This window comes from Enterococcus sp. DIV1368f (assembly GCF_051712245.1).
Taxonomy (GTDB): Bacteria; Bacillota; Bacilli; order Lactobacillales; family Enterococcaceae; genus Enterococcus; species Enterococcus faecalis.
The window spans coordinates 2331145-2349646 of sequence record NZ_JBIOON010000001.1 but is presented as its reverse complement, the minus strand read 5'-3'; the positions used below and the strand labels follow the sequence as shown (position 1 = coordinate 2349646).

Annotated in this window: 18 protein-coding genes, 1 tRNA gene and 1 pseudogene; 17 read left to right on the top strand and 3 right to left on the bottom strand. The window is 35.6% G+C overall.

The features are described 5' to 3' along the window. The first annotated feature begins 42 nt into the window (after positions 1–42). From IGL07_RS11475 to IGL07_RS11430, 10 genes are all read left to right on the top strand, one after another. On the top strand, positions 43–1488 hold the full coding sequence (locus tag IGL07_RS11475) for a L,D-transpeptidase family protein (protein ID WP_010817630.1): 1446 nt from the start codon (positions 43–45) through the stop codon (positions 1486–1488). Between the two features lie 165 nt (positions 1489–1653). After that, the gene (locus IGL07_RS11470) at positions 1654–1833 is read left to right on the top strand and encodes a 2-hydroxymuconate tautomerase (protein ID WP_002356318.1); all 180 of its coding nucleotides are present in this window, start codon (positions 1654–1656) and stop codon (positions 1831–1833) included. A gap of 396 nt (positions 1834–2229) precedes the next feature. Continuing rightward, positions 2230–4167, top strand: a complete 1938-nt coding sequence (thrS, locus tag IGL07_RS11465) for a threonine--tRNA ligase (protein ID WP_002359397.1) — start codon at positions 2230–2232, stop codon at positions 4165–4167. A 165-nt stretch (positions 4168–4332) separates the two neighbouring features. Beyond that, positions 4333–6468, top strand: a complete 2136-nt coding sequence (locus IGL07_RS11460) for a peptidoglycan D,D-transpeptidase FtsI family protein (RefSeq protein WP_010817629.1) — start codon at positions 4333–4335, stop codon at positions 6466–6468. 125 nt (positions 6469–6593) lie between these two features. Continuing rightward, positions 6594–6743 carry a 50S ribosomal protein L33 gene (gene rpmG / locus IGL07_RS11455; protein ID WP_002356321.1) on the top strand — a complete coding sequence of 50 codons (150 nt, stop codon included), beginning with the start codon at positions 6594–6596 and terminating at the stop codon, positions 6741–6743. A gap of 95 nt (positions 6744–6838) precedes the next feature. Then, positions 6839–6928, top strand: a tRNA-Ser gene (locus IGL07_RS11450). A gap of 89 nt (positions 6929–7017) precedes the next feature. Continuing rightward, positions 7018–7269: a hypothetical protein gene (locus IGL07_RS11445; RefSeq protein ID WP_010817628.1), complete on the top strand. Its 252-nt coding sequence runs from the start codon at positions 7018–7020 to the stop codon at positions 7267–7269. Positions 7270–7524: 255 nt separating this feature from the next. Beyond that, a complete protein-coding gene (locus tag IGL07_RS11440; protein WP_002376457.1) occupies positions 7525–8589 on the top strand; it encodes an FUSC family protein in 1065 nt (354 codons plus the stop codon). 691 nt (positions 8590–9280) lie between these two features. Continuing rightward, positions 9281–9661 carry a transcriptional regulator gene (locus IGL07_RS11435; RefSeq protein WP_195526220.1) on the top strand — a complete coding sequence of 127 codons (381 nt, stop codon included), beginning with the start codon at positions 9281–9283 and terminating at the stop codon, positions 9659–9661. A gap of 92 nt (positions 9662–9753) precedes the next feature. Further along, on the top strand, positions 9754–10881 hold the full coding sequence (locus IGL07_RS11430) for a lysozyme (protein WP_010817626.1): 1128 nt from the start codon (positions 9754–9756) through the stop codon (positions 10879–10881). Between the two features lie 581 nt (positions 10882–11462). Here the strand turns inward: IGL07_RS11430 and IGL07_RS11425 are convergent. The 3 genes and pseudogenes from IGL07_RS11425 to IGL07_RS11415 all read right to left on the bottom strand — a co-directional run. Beyond that, positions 11463–11643 (bottom strand): annotated as a pseudogene (locus tag IGL07_RS11425) (glucosyltransferase domain-containing protein); the annotation flags it as partial. 252 nt (positions 11644–11895) lie between these two features. Further along, positions 11896–13449: a membrane protein gene (locus IGL07_RS11420; RefSeq protein WP_025189579.1), complete on the bottom strand. Its 1554-nt coding sequence runs from the start codon at positions 13447–13449 to the stop codon at positions 11896–11898. A 90-nt stretch (positions 13450–13539) separates the two neighbouring features. Next, on the bottom strand, positions 13540–14115 hold the full coding sequence (locus IGL07_RS11415) for a DUF805 domain-containing protein (RefSeq protein ID WP_002356327.1): 576 nt from the start codon (positions 14113–14115) through the stop codon (positions 13540–13542). 164 nt (positions 14116–14279) lie between these two features. On the opposite strand from IGL07_RS11415, the gene IGL07_RS11410 reads away from it, so the two are divergent. The 7 genes from IGL07_RS11410 to IGL07_RS11380 all read left to right on the top strand — a co-directional run bounded on the left by IGL07_RS11410 (position 14280) and on the right by IGL07_RS11380 (position 18495). Next, the gene (locus IGL07_RS11410; protein ID WP_002376460.1) at positions 14280–15050 is read left to right on the top strand and encodes an alpha/beta fold hydrolase; all 771 of its coding nucleotides are present in this window, start codon (positions 14280–14282) and stop codon (positions 15048–15050) included. An 87-nt stretch (positions 15051–15137) separates the two neighbouring features. Continuing rightward, positions 15138–15680 (top strand): 5-formyltetrahydrofolate cyclo-ligase, encoded by a 543-nt coding sequence (locus IGL07_RS11405; RefSeq protein ID WP_002394065.1) that lies wholly within the window; start codon positions 15138–15140, stop codon positions 15678–15680. 10 nt (positions 15681–15690) lie between these two features. Next, positions 15691–16401 (top strand): rhomboid family intramembrane serine protease, encoded by a 711-nt coding sequence (locus IGL07_RS11400; protein WP_002362481.1) that lies wholly within the window; start codon positions 15691–15693, stop codon positions 16399–16401. A 17-nt stretch (positions 16402–16418) separates the two neighbouring features. Next, positions 16419–16637, top strand: a complete 219-nt coding sequence (locus tag IGL07_RS11395; RefSeq protein ID WP_002356332.1) for a YqgQ family protein — start codon at positions 16419–16421, stop codon at positions 16635–16637. Next, a complete protein-coding gene (locus IGL07_RS11390; RefSeq protein ID WP_002356333.1) occupies positions 16638–17609 on the top strand; it encodes an ROK family glucokinase in 972 nt (323 codons plus the stop codon). It begins immediately after the preceding gene. Between the two features lie 15 nt (positions 17610–17624). Further along, on the top strand, positions 17625–18023 hold the full coding sequence (locus IGL07_RS11385) for a rhodanese-like domain-containing protein (protein ID WP_002356334.1): 399 nt from the start codon (positions 17625–17627) through the stop codon (positions 18021–18023). A gap of 121 nt (positions 18024–18144) precedes the next feature. Next, complete coding sequence (locus IGL07_RS11380; RefSeq protein ID WP_002362343.1) at positions 18145–18495, top strand: DUF488 domain-containing protein; 351 nt, start codon at positions 18145–18147, stop codon at positions 18493–18495. Positions 18496–18502: the final 7 nt, after the last annotated feature.

The following is an 18502-nucleotide window of genomic DNA, read 5'->3' as shown; positions in this document are numbered from 1 at the left end:
CTAAGAAATAAACCTAAAATTATTGATATAAAGGATGAACAAATGAAAAAAGAAGAAATGCAAATGCGTAATACACGTCGTCAAAAATCAGGAAAAAATAATAAAAAGAAAGTAATTATTACTTCTTTGGTTGGACTAGCTCTGGTTGCTGGGGGCAGCTATGTTTATTTTCAAAGTCACTTTTTACCAACCACAAAAGTAAATGGAGTTTCTGTAGGCTGGTTAAATGTAAATGCCGCAGAAGAAAAATTAGCGCAAGTGAATCAAACCGAAGAAGTTGTGGTTCAAACGGGTGCAAAAGAAGAAAAAATTCAACTTCCTAAAAAATACCAATTGGATCAAAAATTTTTAAAAGACCATTTACACAGTAGCAAGGTGAAGCTACCGTTAAACGAGGCATTCAAAAAAGAACTAGAAGCCAAATTAGCGACTTTAAGTTTTCCAGAGGGGAAACCAAGCAAAAATGCGAGTATCCGTCGAGGCAATGGCACTTTTGAAATTGTTCCTGAAGAACAAGGCACAGTAGTGGACACACAGCGCTTAAATCAGCAGATTATTGCGGATGTTGAAGCGGGAAAAGGCAACTATCAATACAATGCCAAAGATTTTTATAAAGCCCCTGAAATTACAAAAGAGGATCAAACGTTAAAGGCAACATTGACAACGCTCAATAACAAGTTAAATAAAACAATTACAGTTGATATTAATGGTGAAAAAGTAGCCTTTGATAAAACACAAATTCAAAACGTGCTGAATGATGATGGCACAATCAACAAAGAAAAACTAACTACTTGGGTGACACAATTAGAAACAACATATGGTTCTGCTAATCAACCAGTTTTATTTACAGATGTTCACGGCACGACACGTCGTTTTAAAAACAACGGAAGTTATGGCTGGTCGATTGATGGGGCCAAAACGCAAGAACTACTAGTAAACGCGCTGAATAGCCAAGAACAAACGAATGCAATCACTGCTCCGTTGGTTGGCGATACCAAAGAAAATAGTAAAATAGCCAATAATTACATTGAAATTGATTTAAAAGATCAAAAAATGTATTGCTTCATTGATGGCAAAAAAATAGTCACCACAGATGTCATTACTGGCAGATATAACAAAGGAACCGCAACAGTACCAGGATTCCATACAATTTTATATCGGACAACCGATGTGAATTTAGAAGGTCAAATGCTCGATGGTTCTCGATACAGTGTGCCAGTAAAATATTGGATGCCGTTATTAAGTCAAGGGGGCGTTGTCACACAAATTGGGATTCATGACTCTGACCATAAATTGGATAAGTATGGCGATAAAGAAGCCTTTAAAACCGATGCTGGTAGTAATGGCTGTATCAATACGCCAGGAACAGAAGTTTCGAAAATCTTTGATGTATCCTATGACGGAATGCCGGTAATTATTTACGGACATATCTATGATGATGCACCAGGTGAATTTGATAAACCTGTAGATTACGGCGAAGAAGTATAAAAAGAGATATTAGGCAAGACCGCACTTTGGTCCAGCTATGTATCTGAAAAGTAAAAATTGGAGATGTCAACCGTAACGACTGACGTCTCCAATTTTTTATTGACAAGCGTCATAACCCGCTCTATGATACAAACAGAACAAGCAATTTAAATTGGGGGAACGAAGATGCCATTTGTACATGTAGAATTAATTGAAGGCCGCACAGAAGAACAGTTAACTAATATGGTCAAAGATATTACAGAAGCTGTGTCAAAAAACGCTGGTGCACCAAAAGAGAATATCCATGTGATTGTCAATGAATTGAAAAAAGACCGCTATGCACAAGGCGGCGAATGGAAAAAATAAGTTTTCAGAGAATTTCTGTTGAATCACTTGCTTTTTCTGAAAATAAGTGGTTAAATAAGTGCATAAATGATTGATGAGAAAGACAACTGAACTTGCCCGCGATCTATTAGAGAGGAAAATCTTGGCTGAAAATTTTCCAGATTGGCACAAGGGATGACCACTTTCGAAACCTTTGTTGAAACAAAGGCGGTCGCACCGTTAACACGCTAGAGGAACACAGATTATTTGTGTTCAAAATTAGGTGGAACCACGATATTTTCGTCCTAGTATTCGTTAGAATACTAGGACTTTTTGTTTTTTAACAAGGGGAACAGGTGGCTGTTTCGTTTCATTGTGAAAAACAGGAACACAATGAAACGCTTCAAATCAAAAAAATTAAAAGGAGAGAATTTTATTATGTCTATTCACATTACTTTTCCAGATGGCGCTGTCAAACCGTTTGATTCTGGGGTTACAACATTTGATGTTGCTAAAAGTATTAGCAACAGTTTAGCCAAAAAAGCTTTAGCTGGTAAATTCAATGGTGTTTTAATCGATTTAGATCGTCCTATCGTAGAAGATGGTTCGCTTGAAATCGTGACACCTGATCATGAAGATGCTTTAGGAATTTTACGTCATTCATCAGCTCATTTAATGGCTAATGCCTTACGTCGTCTTTTCCCTAACATTAAATTTGGCGTAGGTCCTGCGATTGATTCTGGGTTCTACTATGATACAGATAATGGGGAATCCCCTGTGACAGCGGAAGATTTACCTGCAATTGAAGCCGAAATGATGAAAATTGTGAAGGAAAATAACCCAATCGTTCGTAAAGAAATCTCACGTGCAGAAGCGTTAGAATTATTTGCTGATGATCCTTACAAAGTTGAATTAATTACAGATTTGCCAGAAGATGAAATCATCACTGTCTATGATCAAGGCGATTTTGTCGATTTATGTCGTGGCGTTCACGTCCCTTCAACAGGACGGATTCAAGTCTTTAAACTACTTTCAGTGGCTGGTGCTTATTGGCGCGGAAACTCTGACAATCACATGATGCAACGGATTTATGGCACTGCCTTTTTCGATAAAAAAGATTTAAAAGAATTTATCAAAATGCGCGAGGAAGCCAAAGAACGTGACCACCGTAAATTAGGAAAAGAATTAGATTTATTTATGGTTTCACAAGAAGTTGGTTCAGGGTTACCTTTCTGGTTACCAAAAGGCGCAACCATTCGTCGTACAATTGAACGTTATATTGTGGACAAAGAAATTAGCTTAGGTTATCAACATGTGTATACACCAATTATGGCCGATGTGGAATTATACAAAACATCTGGTCACTGGGATCATTACCATGAAGATATGTTCCCACCAATGGATATGGGCGATGGCGAAATGCTGGTATTACGTCCAATGAACTGTCCACACCATATGATGGTTTATAAAAATGACATTCATAGTTACCGCGAATTGCCAATTCGAATCGCTGAATTAGGGATGATGCACCGCTATGAAAAATCTGGCGCATTATCAGGGTTACAACGTGTTCGTGAAATGACTTTAAACGATGGCCATACTTTTGTTCGTCCTGACCAAATTAAAGACGAATTTAAACGTACTTTGGAGTTAATGGTGGCAGTCTACGCTGACTTTAACATTACGGATTATCGTTTCCGCTTAAGCTATCGTGATCCAAATAATACAGACAAATATTTTGATGATGATGCGATGTGGGAAAAAGCGCAAGCGATGTTAAAAGCTGCCATGGATGAATTAGAATTAGATTACTTTGAAGCAGAAGGCGAAGCTGCCTTTTACGGTCCGAAGTTAGATGTTCAAGTAAAAACAGCTTTAGGAATGGAAGAAACATTATCAACCATCCAATTAGACTTCTTATTACCAGAACGTTTTGACTTAACTTATGTTGGCGAAGATGGTGAAAATACACATCGTCCAGTTGTTATCCACCGTGGTATTGTCTCAACAATGGAACGATTTGTGGCTTACTTAACAGAAGTTTACAAAGGCGCTTTCCCTACTTGGTTAGCACCAATTCAAGCAACTATTATCCCAGTTTCTGTAGAAGCGCATTCTGAGTATGCTTATGAAATCAAAGAACGTTTACAAGCACAAGGCTTACGTGTTGAAGTCGATGATCGTAACGAAAAAATGGGCTACAAAATTCGGGCCTCTCAAACCCAAAAAGTACCTTATCAATTAGTGGTCGGGGACAAAGAAATGGAAGATGCAACGGTGAACGTCCGTCGTTATGGAAGCAAAGAAACGTCTGTCGAAGATTTATCAATTTTCATTGACAGCATGGCTGCTGAAGTTCACAATTACAGCCGTTAAAAAAAGAGAAAAAGTCAAAAGGACATCTGAATTCAGAAGTCCTTTTGACTTTTTTTTAACAAAAAAATAATTAAATATTTCCTTAGAGCTGGGAATAATCCTGATTTTTTGACTATTTTTTGTTACAATGAGAATGCGAAACTTTTTAGTGAAGGGACTAGAGGTATGAAGAAAAACTCATTTATAGATAAAATAAAAAAAACAGATGCCGCAGCAAAGAGTCAACGAGGTAGAAAGCCACATATTCCTTTTCGATTGAACTTATTATTTTTTGTGATATTCACTTTATTTGTTTCATTAATTGTCCGTTTAGGGTATTTACAGATTGTAGAAGGAGAAGAGTTTAACAAAAAAATCACTGCCAATTCTTCACTACAAATCACGACACCATCCCCTCGAGGACAAATTTATGATTCACAAGGAAAAGTCTTGGTTTCTAACAAAGCCAATTTAGCAATCACATACACACGAGGAAAAAATATTGAAGGAAAAGATATTTTACCGATTGCGAATAAAGTCAACGAACTTATTAACGTTCCAGTTGATCCAAACTTAACGGATCGTGATAAAAAAGATTATTGGTTAGCGAATCCTGAAAATTTAAAAGCAGCCCAAGCCCGTTTAACCGATCAAGATAAAGAAGATGAAAAAGGCAACAAAATTACGGACGAAGGCACATTATATGCCAAAGCAGTTGAAAAAGTCACCCCTGAAGAAATTGCGTTTGATGACCGAACCTTACAAGCAGTAACGATTTTTAAACGAATGAATGCAGCGTCACAAATGAACACGGTCTTCATCAAGAATGAAGGGGTAACAGAAGGTGAAATTGCGACAATTGGTGAACACACAGCGGAAATATCTGGTGTTTCAACAGGGACTGATTGGACGCGTGATTATTCTCAAAGTGGCGCATTACGTAGCCTGTTGGGCACCGTTTCAACTGAAAAACAAGGATTGCCAGCCGAAGAAGTCGATGAATATTTGAAAAAAGGCTATGCACGAAATGACCGTGTTGGAACTAGTTATTTAGAAAAACAATATGAAGACGTTCTACAAGGTAAAAAAGCAAAATCAGAAGTCGTTTTAGACAATAACGGAAAGATTGTTTCACAAACCCCAATTTCCAAAGGGGAAAAAGGCTCCAACTTAAAATTAACGATTGATTCAAATTTCCAAAACAAAGTTGATGAAATTTTACAACGAAACTATTCACAAATAGTCAAAACCATTGGACCATACTCAGAAAATGCGTATGTCGTTGCTATGAACCCTCAAACAGGAGCTATTTTAGCGATGTCCGGATTTCATCATGATTTAGCAACTGGAGAAGTCACACCTAATCCTTTAGCACCTATTTTGAATTCTGAAGTTCCTGGATCAGTTGTGAAAGCAGGTACTTTAACAGCGGGTTATGAAACAGGCGTCATTAAAGGCAATGATGTTTTAACAGATGAAGCTATTTTACTAGCAGGTAGTAATCCAAAAGCTTCTTGGTGGAATGCTTCTGGCGGAACAACCATGCAATTAACTGCGGAGCAAGCGTTAGAATATTCTTCGAATGCCTATATGATGAAATTAGTCTTTAAAATGATGGGTGTGAATTATTATCCCAATATGATTTTCCCTTATGAAGTAGGAGATGACACTGTCTTTAAAGAATTAAGAAAAGCTTTTGCAGAATATGGTATGGGAACGAAAACTGGAATTGATATACCAGGAGAAACAACAGGAATTCAAAACAAGGACTTTAAGGATTCGTCATCTGCGCCACAAGGCGGTAATCTTCTTGACCTATCTTTTGGGCAATATGATACCTATAGCGCGTTACAATTAGCACAGTACGTTTCCACTGTCGCAAATAATGGCATCCGCGTACAACCCCATGTGGTAGAAGGAATCTATGGCAATGATGAAAATGGAGCTTTAGGAAAAATTTTAAAAGAAATTGAACCAAAAGTTTTGAATAAGGTGAATATTTCTGAAGACCAGATAGGAATTCTTCAACAAGGTTTCTATAATGTGGTAAATGGAACTAGTCCTTTTACAACTGCACGTGGTTTAAAATCAGACAAGTTTTCGATTGCTGCTAAAACAGGGACCGCCGAAACGCAAGCAACAGATGCTAATGGAGTAAACCATACAACGGTTAATAGTAACTTGGTGGCTTATGCGCCTTACGAAAACCCTGAAATTGCAATTAGCGTTGTTTTACCACACTTAAATGACGAAGAATCAAAACCAAACCAAACGATTGCCAAAGAAGTTTTAGAAGCGTATATGGAAATGTACAAAAAATAAAATTTGTAAAGTAGAACTACTTTACAAATTTGCCCAAAAGGGTAGTCAAATGACAAAAAAAATGGTATGATATTCAAGTCTAAGAAATCTCTTGGAAAGATCAATTATTAGTAGGAGGGGAAAACATGCGCGTAAACATCACTTTAGAGTGTACTTCTTGTAAAGAACGTAACTACTTAACAAATAAAAATAAACGTAACAATCCTGATCGTTTAGAAAAACAAAAATATTGCCCACGTGAAAGAAAAGTTACTTTACACCGTGAAACTAAATAATTTAGTTAGATAGAGCCTAGAATCCTTGTTGTGTAAGGGTCTAGGCTTTTTATCTATTGATTCATTACATGTTCATTTGTAGATGGAATGTAGAGGGAGGATTACCCAAGTTTGGCTGAAGGGGACGGTCTCGAAAACCGTTAGGCGAGTAACATCGTGCAAGGGTTCGAATCCCTTATCCTCCGTACTGAGAAGCAGTTGAGTTATTAGTTGCAAATAAAACCACAGAGACGTACACTTAAAGTAGAAAAATACTTAAGAAGAGGTGTCTATTATGTCAAACTATGAAGAAAAAGAAGCGCAAGCATTAGCAAAAATTGCCGACGTTTTGAACAAATTGGATGCAAGTTTAGAAGAGTTGAGCTCGCTAGATGAGGATACAAAAAAACATAGTATGAAGAAATGGATTGTTGAAAAAAAAGCCATTCATGAGATTAAAAAAATTGAACACGAAGCTGGTAAGTATGACAAGTATGATGAAAAAGAATTAGAAAAAGAAATGGATCTGTTGGAAAAGTTTATGTAAAAAAGCGCTAGCTTTTGTTCAACAGTTATTTAATTTTGAGTCTAGAATTAATCGTTTTGATTTTTTCTAGGCTTATTTTTTATGAAGTAAGCAAATCGTATCGGGAGAGGTATTGAATTAAGAAATAAAGCATGTATTGATTCAGAAAAAAAGTTGTAGTAAAATGTTCGTCACAACTACTTTTCTTATGATTTCATAGAAGGAAAAGTTGGAATAATGAATTGAGAAGAGTCGATTTTTAGGAGATGATTTTAGGTGACTTTTTATCAATTATTGCAGTTAGATCCATTTATTTTAAAACAAAAAATTCATCAAGCGGACACTAAAAAACAGCGGAGATATTTTTGGCGCGCCTTGTTAATAAGGGATATCTTATTAGTTTCGTTTGCGATTTTATGGGTGTCGACGATTACTTTTTTCTTTGGAAAAGCTGTAGCGCCTTTTTCAATTGTATTATTTTGTTTGCTGTTGAGTATCCGTTTCGTCTCATATGGCTACAGGGAAAAACAGGCCTTGCTTAGTTTAGGAATCGTGTTAACAATTCTAGGTGTTAGTCCATTAATTTCACTGATTTCTGTATCATTTTTACAATGGGGTCTTCATTTTATCTGCTTGCTGGCATTGTTTTTCTTAACTGGTAAAAACCCTAAAATGGGTAATCCTGGCTTGTATACGTTCTCCTACTTATATTTAGTTGGCACGGTTCAATATCAATCGTTTCAGCAATTAGAACAAACTTTCTTTGTATTAGTGTTTGCTTATCTACTTTTAGCTTTTGTTTATCATGTGAAACATAAAAAGTTGGATCAAGAGATTACTTTTATACAGATGGTTACAGAAAATGGTTTTTTTAATCAAAGAAATATTTGGTTTGGTTATTACGCTTTAGGCATTAGCTTATTACTTTTTATAGGAACGCACCTTCAGATTGACCGCTTTATGTGGGCAACATTTGCTAGTTCGTCATTATTTTCTGGGTATGATACGTTTAAATTGTCTGAACGAGCCAAAGAACGAATAGTAGGGGTCGTTATTGGTTCTTTAGTATCGGCTATCTTGTTATTTTATTTACCAACGAACCTACTTGGTATTTTAGGTGGACTTTGTTTAGGCTTATGCACATCTTATAAAAGTAAAACGATTTTTAATTGTGTTGGTGCTATCATGGCAGCTTCTATGATATTTGGGCTAGAAACAAGTCTTTACTTAAGAATTTTGTTAAATATGTTGGGGCTAGCTTACGGTTTGCTTTATCATTTTGTCTTTGTAAAAACTATGTCCTATTGCAATCGCAAGGAGTGGCTGAAATTGTCTGAATAAAAGGAGCCTAACATTCTTTCTTGAAAGAATGTTAGGCTCCTTTTATTTTTAAATAGAATCATTGACTATATTTTTGGTAAATAAGAGTTTAAAAATGGCAGAAGCTGGTTACTAATTTGGCTACCAAATGGCTACACAGGATAGTATAGGTGAGTATAAAGTAGGATATAAACAAATGAATTCAGTGAACACAAGTTACGTAGTAAAATTGTATTTTTGGAAGATAAGTAGAAGTAACTTCATATTGGGAATTTATTGGGAAATTTTAGTATAGTCAACATGATAAATTAGTAGTATAAAGAATCGCTGAAAATGAATTATCAACACTATAGATGCTTGTTTATATAGCTAAGTTTTCAAAAATAGAATGTTCAATATTTTTAAATCAAGTTAAGTATATTTAAGTGGAAAAACAGAATCGCTTAAATCTAAGAAAAAGAATAAGTTTTGTCATTATAGATCGCTTAAGGAGTGGTCTATTTTTGTATATAAAATAATCTAGGAGGTGGACAGTTATTGATAAATGGGAAAAAAGGAGAGGTAGAAACGAATAAGTTAGATTTTGAAAATGAATGTGATCAAAAATAAGAGTAGATGGATAAAAGGAATACATGGAGGATGAACATATACTATTTCTATTATCTGTAAAAGTTCTACAAATAAAATATTAAGTGGTTAGAGGAGAGGTACAATGAAAGCTGGAATAAAAAAACATATTCGACAATTATTATGGGATTATCAACATGTTGAAAAAAAATTACAAGAGTACGAGGATGTTATGTTAATGAATCGTAATTCTTTTTTAGAATACCCTGTAGAGCAACCAACTGAAAAAATAACTATCAGTCAAATTGCATTTCATAAATTATTTTTACAAACGGTAGAAGATATCTTAGCTGATTCTACAAGGGATGTGCAGGATATCTTTTTAGTGAAATATAAAAATGGTTATCCATATAAAAAGAATGAATTTGTTGCTTGTGAGACGTTTTTGAGCGAGTCTACAATTGCTCGACGAGATACAGAATTTATCCATGAAATTGCTTATCGACTAGGCTGGTACGAAATTTGACAAAACGAAACAGGTCAATTCAACTATACTAGGTTTATGAACATATGTTCTCCGTGGACGCACGGAATAATGATTTAAGGAGGTAAATATAAGTGGTAAAAACAATTGGAGAAGTACGGAGTTATCTAGATAGTCTTATTGGAACAATAACTATTGATAAGTCAGACCGTTCTCTTGATGGCCAATGCGTAAGTTTAATTAAGAATTTACTAGAATTTCTCGGAGCGCCTAATCCATATGCTGCAAGAGGACATGCAAAAGACATTCCGTCTACGTATGTTCCTCAAGGTATTGCGAAAACAGGCTCAGGAACACTAAATATAGCAGTTAATCGCTACGGCGGTAGCGGATACGGACATGTTTGGGTAAAAATTGGTTCTGATAGTTGGCAAGCAAATTGGGCCGGCAGACACGTAAAGAAAAATGTTGGCGAAGATCCTATTACAGACATTTTAAATTTAGATCAATGGATTTCAAAAGGTAGTAATCCGATTGATGAAGAAAAAGCTACGACCTTAGGATCAAAAGGGGAAGCGCTAATTAAAAAATTTGAAGGTTGTCGACTTACAGCCTATGATCTTGGTGATGGCATGATTACTATTGGTTGGGGGCACGCTGAACCAAAAGGACAAACAAGTTTAATCCCAGGAGTAACTAGATGGTCACAAGCGCAAGCAGATAGTCAGTTTTGGAAAGATATAAAAGTTTATGAAAGTGCAGTAAATAGCTACTTTATCCGTTCTTTTAATCAAAATCAATTTGACGCAATGGTAAGTTTTACTTATAACAATGGTACGGGAGTATTTGCAAATTGGAATTGGGATAGAAATGCTTCTAATAGCTATATCACTGAATCATTTGCAAATTATATTAATAAAGGAACTGAATATGAGGAAGGACTGCGGCGACGTCGTCAAGAAGAAATTAACTTATTTAATACACCAGTGAGTAATGAAGATTCTAGTTCGATACTAAATACAGAGGAGGAAGACGAAATGATTAAATTAACAGTTGTAGAAGGACTATATAAGGGAACAAAAGGCTATCTATATAATGGTCGATTTATCGTAGGTGGAAATACAGGAGACTATAACATTGTTTATCAAAAATTAAGATTGATGGAATCACAAGGTAAAATTAAACCAATCAATGATGATATTAATACTGCTGAATACGAAAAATTAATTAACATTTTCCCATCTTACAAAAATTCTAAATAATTGAGTAAAACAATTTTGATAAAGTTATTTAAGTTCTATTCAACAAATTTACTTAAGTTGTAATTTAAGTTTTTTTAAGTACAATATCTTGTGCGCGCTGGCTTATTATTCAATTTTTTTATGGTCGATGTATTTTCTAAATAGTATATTGTAATTAATAGACGGCAATGCCTCCATTTCCGAAAGCACAGTTATGCTCGGATATGGGGGCTCTTTTTTTTGAGGAAAAAGAATGGATGAACTATCGTATTTAAGTTGACAAGCAAAGTTTGACTCATTTTTTTTCCGTAGGTATGAAAGTAGGTAAGTGTTATGTAAATAAACTTGAACATATTAATTACTAAAGGTTAAAGGAGTTTACTAGACTAATATCTAAAATAAAAAAAGACGTTGCCCTGATTGGCGAAAATGAAGTCGATTTCTAGGACATAATACAATTCAGATTTATAATTTTGCTAGGAGAAGTGAAGAATATATATCTGAAGAAAATTCATTTGAAAGAGAAGCTGAATAGTGTGAAACGGTAGCTGAATTTTCTGATGATAATAGAACTGCTATATTATAGTAGTTTCGAAAACAAAAGAATATAGGAATAGAATAAAATGGTCAATTTTGAATGCATAGTCTGTAAAAGAAATTTTAAGATTATTTAACTGAGCAAAATACAATGCCATTAAAATCTTGAATAAAATTAAGGTGCACGCAAATACAAAAAAATGATTGGTACATAGTAAACGTAAATATCAGTAACAAAAATCCAAATGATTAGAAAATTTTTTAGAACGAAGTAAAATTGTTCACTAAATAATTGACTGGTTGGAAAAACGTTTGGAATAATGATTAAAGCCCTTTTTTAAATAAATGAATGACTAGACTAAAATCATATAGTTACTATATCTCGAAAAGTTATACTATTAATAAATGAAAAATACTAATTCACTGTACAAAATGAATATTTTTTGATTGAAAAATATCATTTAAGTAGTTTGAAATATATAAATAACTTATCTTTACTTAATTTTTATCCAGCGTATCTCTCAACCCCAGCCAACCACTCGCTGATAACAAGTACCAAAACGGCATAAACTGGATTAGATAGCGAGAGCGGCCGCCTTCAAAGAGCAATAAATACAGAATAGCTCCAATGAAAGCTAATTTTAAAATCGCGTAGTTATTTTTTGAATCTTTTAGAGGGATACTGAACAATAGACCTAGTAATGTGAGTAAATAGAAAAAATGCATATAAATTCGTAGATAGTTACTTTTGGGATTTTGCGGATAATACAGTGACCGCAAGTGTTCTTGCCAACGATTTTTAGAAGGTGTTTCTGGGATTAAATCACCGCCATCCCAACCCCAGTCAAAATCACCATTGGCAGTATTATGACGATTTTTTTGAGCCAGAAAACGGAGATAACCGAAGAATCCTTTATTTTTTAAACGGTCTTGAATCATTTTTATGGTATAAGCTTTTTTGGCTTCTTGTGTAGGCAACTGATTTACTGCTTGTGTATCTGCATCATTGTAACCGCCAATTCCAGTCAAACCCATCATTACAAAAAGTGTCCAAGGCTTGGCTTGTTCTTTATCGATTTCCGTAATCGTTTGTTTTTCCACAAAAAATTGAAAACTATAATATGCGCTGGCGAAACCAGTCAGTAAAAAGAGAGCAACCACGGTTAATTTTACGATAGACTGTTTGTTCCGATTTACTAAAAGAAGTTGCAGCACTTTTATACAACTAAATGCAATAAAAAAGATAATAGACGAAGGTTTCATTAAAAAACACCAAGCTAAGCCAATTCCAATAAACAGTAATAAACAATATTTTACGAAGGGAGGGGAAACTTGGTCAAAAAGGCTATATGCAAAAAAGACTAGGTTGATGAACAATAAGACGGCCGTATCTGTATAAGGCGTGAGTAACCATGGAGACAATCCGAAAGAAAGAAAAAATAAACTGTAAGCAACGAATGCCGTTAATGGATTAAAGACACGTTTAGAGGCATGATAAAAGAGAAGTAAACTGCTATTAATAAACAAGCAATTAACCACTTGCCAACTAAACCAAGTATTGCTCCAGTTCCCTGTTACATCAATGAAACGCAAAAATTTATTAAGGTAATACATCATGAAAAAGAAAAATTCGTTATTGGGGTTTAAAGAAAGTACGATTTTTGAATAATCCCTATTTTCAGTGGTAATACTATGAAAGTTGTCAAAAACATCCCAACCAATCGGCACAGTAATCTGCGTCAGGAGTAAAAGTTGCAGTAAAAATAAACTGATCAAACTACCAATAATAACCACACGATCATGGGCTTTTATTAAGTGCCAGAGCGCTTGAATCTTAGTGTAAAGAAATTTTTTGTTTTTATAAATAATCAACAATAGAATAATTAATAGAGGAAGTAAAACAAGCAAGTGCTTAGGCTTTTCCCAAAGAATTTTTACCAGCGAATAGGGAGAGTTAATTGCGCCGTAAAAGACAAATAAAATAAAAAAAGTAAAAATATAATTTTCTAGATTCAGAATCCGTTTAAAAGTAGCCATATTTTCTCCTTCCATTTTTTTAGCTAGACTAGTTCTTATTTTATCATAAAGATTTTAAAATAAGAAAAAAGCCCTTCTTTTAAAAGAAAGGCTTAAAACTTTTCCTTACTTCACTTCTTTGTAACGGAAGAAGAAGCGTAAGACGCTATTTTGGCTAGTTGTTGTTAGTTTATCTGTCGGTAAGACTGTTAGTAAGAAGAAAAACAGACTAATCACAAGAGTGAAAAATAAGAAGACGGGACTGCCACCTGTTATCACAGTATCTGTTTGAACATCATATTTCAGTGTTGACATAACAGAGAAAACTTGTGTATAGCTACAGGCAATAGAAAGTAGATATAAAACAAGCACGCCCCAACCTGTCATCCCAGCATCACGATACCGACGTACACACATTGCCCACGTTGGTAATAATAAAGCTAACCATAAAACAAGTGCAAAAAGCATTAATGGTAATAAGTTCCCAAAATCATAGGTTTCAAAATATTCAGCTGCTAAAATTGCTGACACGGCTTTGCCGACAATGGCAATATAAAAAATAAGTGCTAAAATGCTTAATACCAATGTCATCCACCAATAACCAGCACGTGTGGTCCGACCTTTAAAATCAACATATCCACGAAAATAATCTTTAAAAGCTTGTCCAAATGTTACTTTACCTTTTTCCTCAATTTTAACCATAAAAACACCCCTTTGTATTTAATAAAATGATTATAACGGAAAGTAATAAAATAGGAAAATGCGAATTCGCATATTTTGTGTTTTTTTGATAAATCATATAAAGAGCAGGTTTTATCAAAAAACGGTAAAATAAGAGAAGATATTTTATAATGGAGGAATCATGAATGAAAATCAGTATTAGACATCGCTACATAGCAAAAATTCCAGCATTAGAAGTGACAACAGAAGAGCAAAAAAACGAAGCATTACCTTTAATTGTATACTATCATGGTTGGCAATCAGCTAAAGAATTATCTTTAACACAAGCAAGAAAATTAGCACACGAGGGGTTTCGGGTCATTTTACCAGATGCCATGAACCACGGAGAAAGAAAAACAGGACCTATTTCCACGATTCCATCGATTACATTTTGGAGTAGCATTCAATATAATTTGATTGAATTTCCAGTAATTATCCATCATTTTCATAAATTAGGGTTGATTAAAGAAAATTGGATTGGCGTGGGTGGTGTATCCATGGGCGGTATTACTACCAGCGCTCTTATAACCCAACATCCTGAGATTGAAGCTGCTGCTTGCTTAATGGGAACACCCTATCCGGCGCGCTATATTCAGCGAGTGATTCAACGGGCGAAAGAATTTGCTATTTTTGTACCTAAAGACTTGCCACTGTTGCTAAGTTGGGTGCATCAATACGATTTATCACAAACGCCAGAAAGACTGCAAGAACGACCGATGCTGTTTTGGCATGGAACGGAAGATGAAAAAATTCCCTATGAAGACATGGCTGATTTTGAACAATTAGTGTCTGGGAAAACGTATGCGAGAAATACGCAATTTATAACGGAAGTCGGTGAGCGGCATTTAGTGAAAGGAGAAACAATGGATTTGGTTGTTGACTTTTTTAAAGAAGCGTCAAAAACATTAGAAAAATAACAGGATTTTTCAAAGAGAAAAGGGGAATCAGCTTGTTTTTTAAGAACACTTTCTATAAACTTAACAGAAAAGGGGTTGAAGGTGTACATGGAGAAAAACAAGTTGAGAAAAGTGGGCTTAACTGCCCTGGAATGGCTAAAACAACATCCAGAAATTAAACAACATAAAGAATCAAGTCTCTATGAACAGTTGTTTGCTAGTCAGCAATGGCAACAAGCACAAACAATCGGAATGATTCGGTCGTTACCGCTAGAATTATCAACACAGCCAATTTTCGAACGGGCCATGCAAGAAGGCAAGCAAGTGGCGGTGCCGCGAACATTTAAAGGAGGCAAAATGCACTTTTATCAAGTCTTTCCAGAGACGGTTTATGACACCAGTGCATTTGGCGTGGAAGAACCTCCGTTAACAGCGGCAGAAATAACAGCTACAGCGATTGATTTATTGATTGTGCCAGGGATTGTTTTCAATCGTGCTGGCTATCGAATAGGCTTCGGCGGTGGTTTTTATGATCGTTATTTGGAACATTTTTCGGGCCATTCATGTAGTTTAGTTTTTAGTGAACAACTCCATGAGCAATGGCAACCAGAAGCGTTTGATCAGCCAATCGAACAATTATTTATACAATAGGAGGAATGGAATGAATTATCAAACAGAAATGAAATTGAAACGGCTAAAAAATCAGCCGTTCATTACGTATGCCCTTTTAGGTATTTCAATCATTGTTTTCCTTGGATTGGAATTAACTGGAGGATCAGAAAATATTTTAAACTTAGTTAATTGGGGAGCAATGGTTCGTCCACTGGTAGCTCAAAATCATGAATACTGGCGGTTTATCACGCCAATGTTTCTTCATATTGGGTTTATGCATATTATTTTGAATATGGTTACTCTTTATTATATCGGCGCACAGGTTGAGGCAATTTATGGACATTGGCGCTATTTGGGAATTTATTTATTGAGTGGGATTGCTGGAAATATCGCCAGTTTTGCCTTTGGGACACCCAACAGTGTCTCAGCGGGTGCTAGTACAGCGCTTTTTGGTTTGTTTGGCGCATTTGTTATTTTAGGACGCCACTTTAGAGACAATCCAGCGATTATGTATATGGTGCAACGCTATTCAATGTTTATTGTGATTAATTTGTTATTTAACTTGTTTAGTAGCTCTGTAGATATGATGGGTCATGTTGGCGGTCTAATCGGTGGACTATTAGTCGCGACGGCTTTTGCTGTTCCAAATCGTGAAGAAGCATTTAATAAGCACGAGCGAATTATGGCCACGTTAATTTTTATTTTTCTTGTCGTAATTTGTCTGTTATTGGGTTTTAAAAAATACGGTTTACCTGTATAATAAGGAAGTGTTTTCGTATGGAAACGTTATATGATGTACAACAACTTTTTAAACAGTTTGGGATGTATATTTATGTCGGTGCACGGATTTATGATATTGAGTTAATGATGATTGAATTAAAAAAATTGTATGAAGGTCAATTGGTAGACCGAGATACGTATTTACAGGCCCGGCATATTTTGCAAAGAGAGCATCGAATAGAAGAATCTAGAGGGAAGCAGAAAGGAATCGACTAAATGGATAAGAAGATTATTGGGATTGATTTAGGTGGAACGACCATCAAATTTGCTATTTTAACAACCGATGGCGTTGTTCAACAAAAATGGAGTATTGAAACGAATATTTTAGAAGATGGCAAGCATATTGTGCCATCAATTATTGAAAGTATTCGTCACCGTATAGATCTTTATAATATGAAAAAAGAAGATTTTGTGGGAATTGGTATGGGAACACCAGGAAGTGTCGACATTGAAAAAGGAACTGTTGTAGGTGCCTATAATTTAAACTGGACGACTGTACAGCCTGTCAAAGAACAAATCGAATCTGCTTTAGGAATTCCGTTTGCCTTAGATAATGATGCCAATGTTGCCGCTTTAGGTGAGCGTTGGAAGGGCGCGGGGGAAAACAATCCCGACGTGATTTTTATTACTTTAGGAACAGGTGTCGGCGGAGGCATTGTTGCAGCAGGAGAATTACTCCACGGTGTTGCTGGCTGTGCTGGTGAAGTTGGGCATGTGACGGTTGATCCTAACGGCTTTGACTGTACCTGTGGGAAACGTGGCTGTTTAGAAACTGTTTCTAGTGCCACTGGTGTCGTTCGTGTTGCACGTCATTTATCAGAAGAGTTTGCAGGTGACTCTGAACTGAAACAAGCGATTGATGATGGACAAGATGTTTCAAGTAAAGACGTTTTTGAATTTGCTGAAAAAGGCGATCATTTTGCTTTAATGGTTGTGGATCGTGTTTGTTTCTATTTAGGCTTAGCCACAGGAAACTTAGGTAACACGTTAAATCCAGATAGCGTGGTTATCGGTGGAGGTGTTTCTGCAGCAGGAGAATTTTTACGTAGTCGTGTCGAAAAATATTTCCAAGAATTTACTTTCCCACAAGTTCGAAATAGTACAAAAATCAAATTAGCAGAGCTAGGTAATGAGGCCGGCGTCATTGGTGCCGCTTCACTAGCATTACAATTTTCAAAAGAGAAATAGAGAGGGCTTTTTAGAATGAGTATTTTATGGGTAATCAATGGCATTTTGCTAGTTATTGTACTAGCGATGGTATTCAATGAATTATATTTGAAAATTATGGTGAAACGTTCAGCAAAAATGCTGACGGAAGAAGAATTTAAAGAAACAATGCGTAAAGCACAAGTGATTGACGTTCGTGAGAAAGATACATTTGATGCTGGGCATATTTTAGGGGCGCGCAGCATGCCATACAGCATGTTAAAAACAACAATTGGTTCTCTTCGTAAGGATCAACCTGTTTATCTTTATGATCAGAAGAAAGCTTTAAGTATCCGAGCAGCTAATTTATTACGCAAAAATGGCTATACTGATATTTATATTTTAAAAGGCGGCTATGATGGCTGGACTGGGAAAGTGAAAAAGAGAAATAGTTAATAACAAAAAGAGTTGGTCTTCATTGAGACCAACTCTTTTTGTATAGGAAAGCTTAATAGAGATGTTGCTTTTTGTCAGTCCTCACTTTTTGAGCTACAATAAAGAGAAGAGGTGAAGGCAGATGATTCAAATCAAGCGAGCATATGAAGCACCGACAGAGCAAGATGGCTACCGTGTTTTAGTTGACCGTGTTTGGCCACGAGGAAAATCCAAGGAATCTGAAAAGTTAGATGAATGGCTCAAAGAAGTGGCCCCAAGTACAGAGCTACGGAAATGGTTTAATCATGAAGCAAATAAGTATCCTGAGTTTAAACAAAAATACCAAGAAGAATTGAAACATGAGCCAACTGCCACAGCGTTTAAGCAGTTACAGACGATTGTAAAAAATCAGCCAGTAGTCACGCTGGTCTATGGGGCGAAAGATACAGTGCATAATCAAGCGGTTGTCTTAAAAGAATTATTAGAAAAATAGAGTAGGT

Excerpts from the sequence above, each read along its gene's own strand:
- IGL07_RS11415 (WP_002356327.1), bottom strand. The coding sequence starts at position 14,115 with ATGGTTAAAATTGAGGAAAAAGGTAAAGTAACATTTGGACAAGCTTTT.
- IGL07_RS11385 (WP_002356334.1), top strand. The coding sequence starts at position 17,625 with ATGAGTATTTTATGGGTAATCAATGGCATTTTGCTAGTTATTGTACTA.
- IGL07_RS11460 (WP_010817629.1), top strand. The coding sequence starts at position 4,333 with ATGAAGAAAAACTCATTTATAGATAAAATAAAAAAAACAGATGCCGCA.
- thrS (WP_002359397.1), top strand. The coding sequence starts at position 2,230 with ATGTCTATTCACATTACTTTTCCAGATGGCGCTGTCAAACCGTTTGAT.
- IGL07_RS11475 (WP_010817630.1), top strand. The coding sequence starts at position 43 with ATGAAAAAAGAAGAAATGCAAATGCGTAATACACGTCGTCAAAAATCA.
- IGL07_RS11395 (WP_002356332.1), top strand. The coding sequence starts at position 16,419 with ATGGAAACGTTATATGATGTACAACAACTTTTTAAACAGTTTGGGATG.
- IGL07_RS11380 (WP_002362343.1), top strand. The coding sequence starts at position 18,145 with ATGATTCAAATCAAGCGAGCATATGAAGCACCGACAGAGCAAGATGGC.
- IGL07_RS11420 (WP_025189579.1), bottom strand. The coding sequence starts at position 13,449 with ATGGAAGGAGAAAATATGGCTACTTTTAAACGGATTCTGAATCTAGAA.
- rpmG (WP_002356321.1), top strand. The coding sequence starts at position 6,594 with ATGCGCGTAAACATCACTTTAGAGTGTACTTCTTGTAAAGAACGTAAC.
- IGL07_RS11435 (WP_195526220.1), top strand. The coding sequence starts at position 9,281 with ATGAAAGCTGGAATAAAAAAACATATTCGACAATTATTATGGGATTAT.
- IGL07_RS11400 (WP_002362481.1), top strand. The coding sequence starts at position 15,691 with ATGAATTATCAAACAGAAATGAAATTGAAACGGCTAAAAAATCAGCCG.
- IGL07_RS11390 (WP_002356333.1), top strand. The coding sequence starts at position 16,638 with ATGGATAAGAAGATTATTGGGATTGATTTAGGTGGAACGACCATCAAA.
- IGL07_RS11405 (WP_002394065.1), top strand. The coding sequence starts at position 15,138 with ATGGAGAAAAACAAGTTGAGAAAAGTGGGCTTAACTGCCCTGGAATGG.
- IGL07_RS11445 (WP_010817628.1), top strand. The coding sequence starts at position 7,018 with ATGTCAAACTATGAAGAAAAAGAAGCGCAAGCATTAGCAAAAATTGCC.
- IGL07_RS11470 (WP_002356318.1), top strand. The coding sequence starts at position 1,654 with ATGCCATTTGTACATGTAGAATTAATTGAAGGCCGCACAGAAGAACAG.
- IGL07_RS11410 (WP_002376460.1), top strand. The coding sequence starts at position 14,280 with ATGAAAATCAGTATTAGACATCGCTACATAGCAAAAATTCCAGCATTA.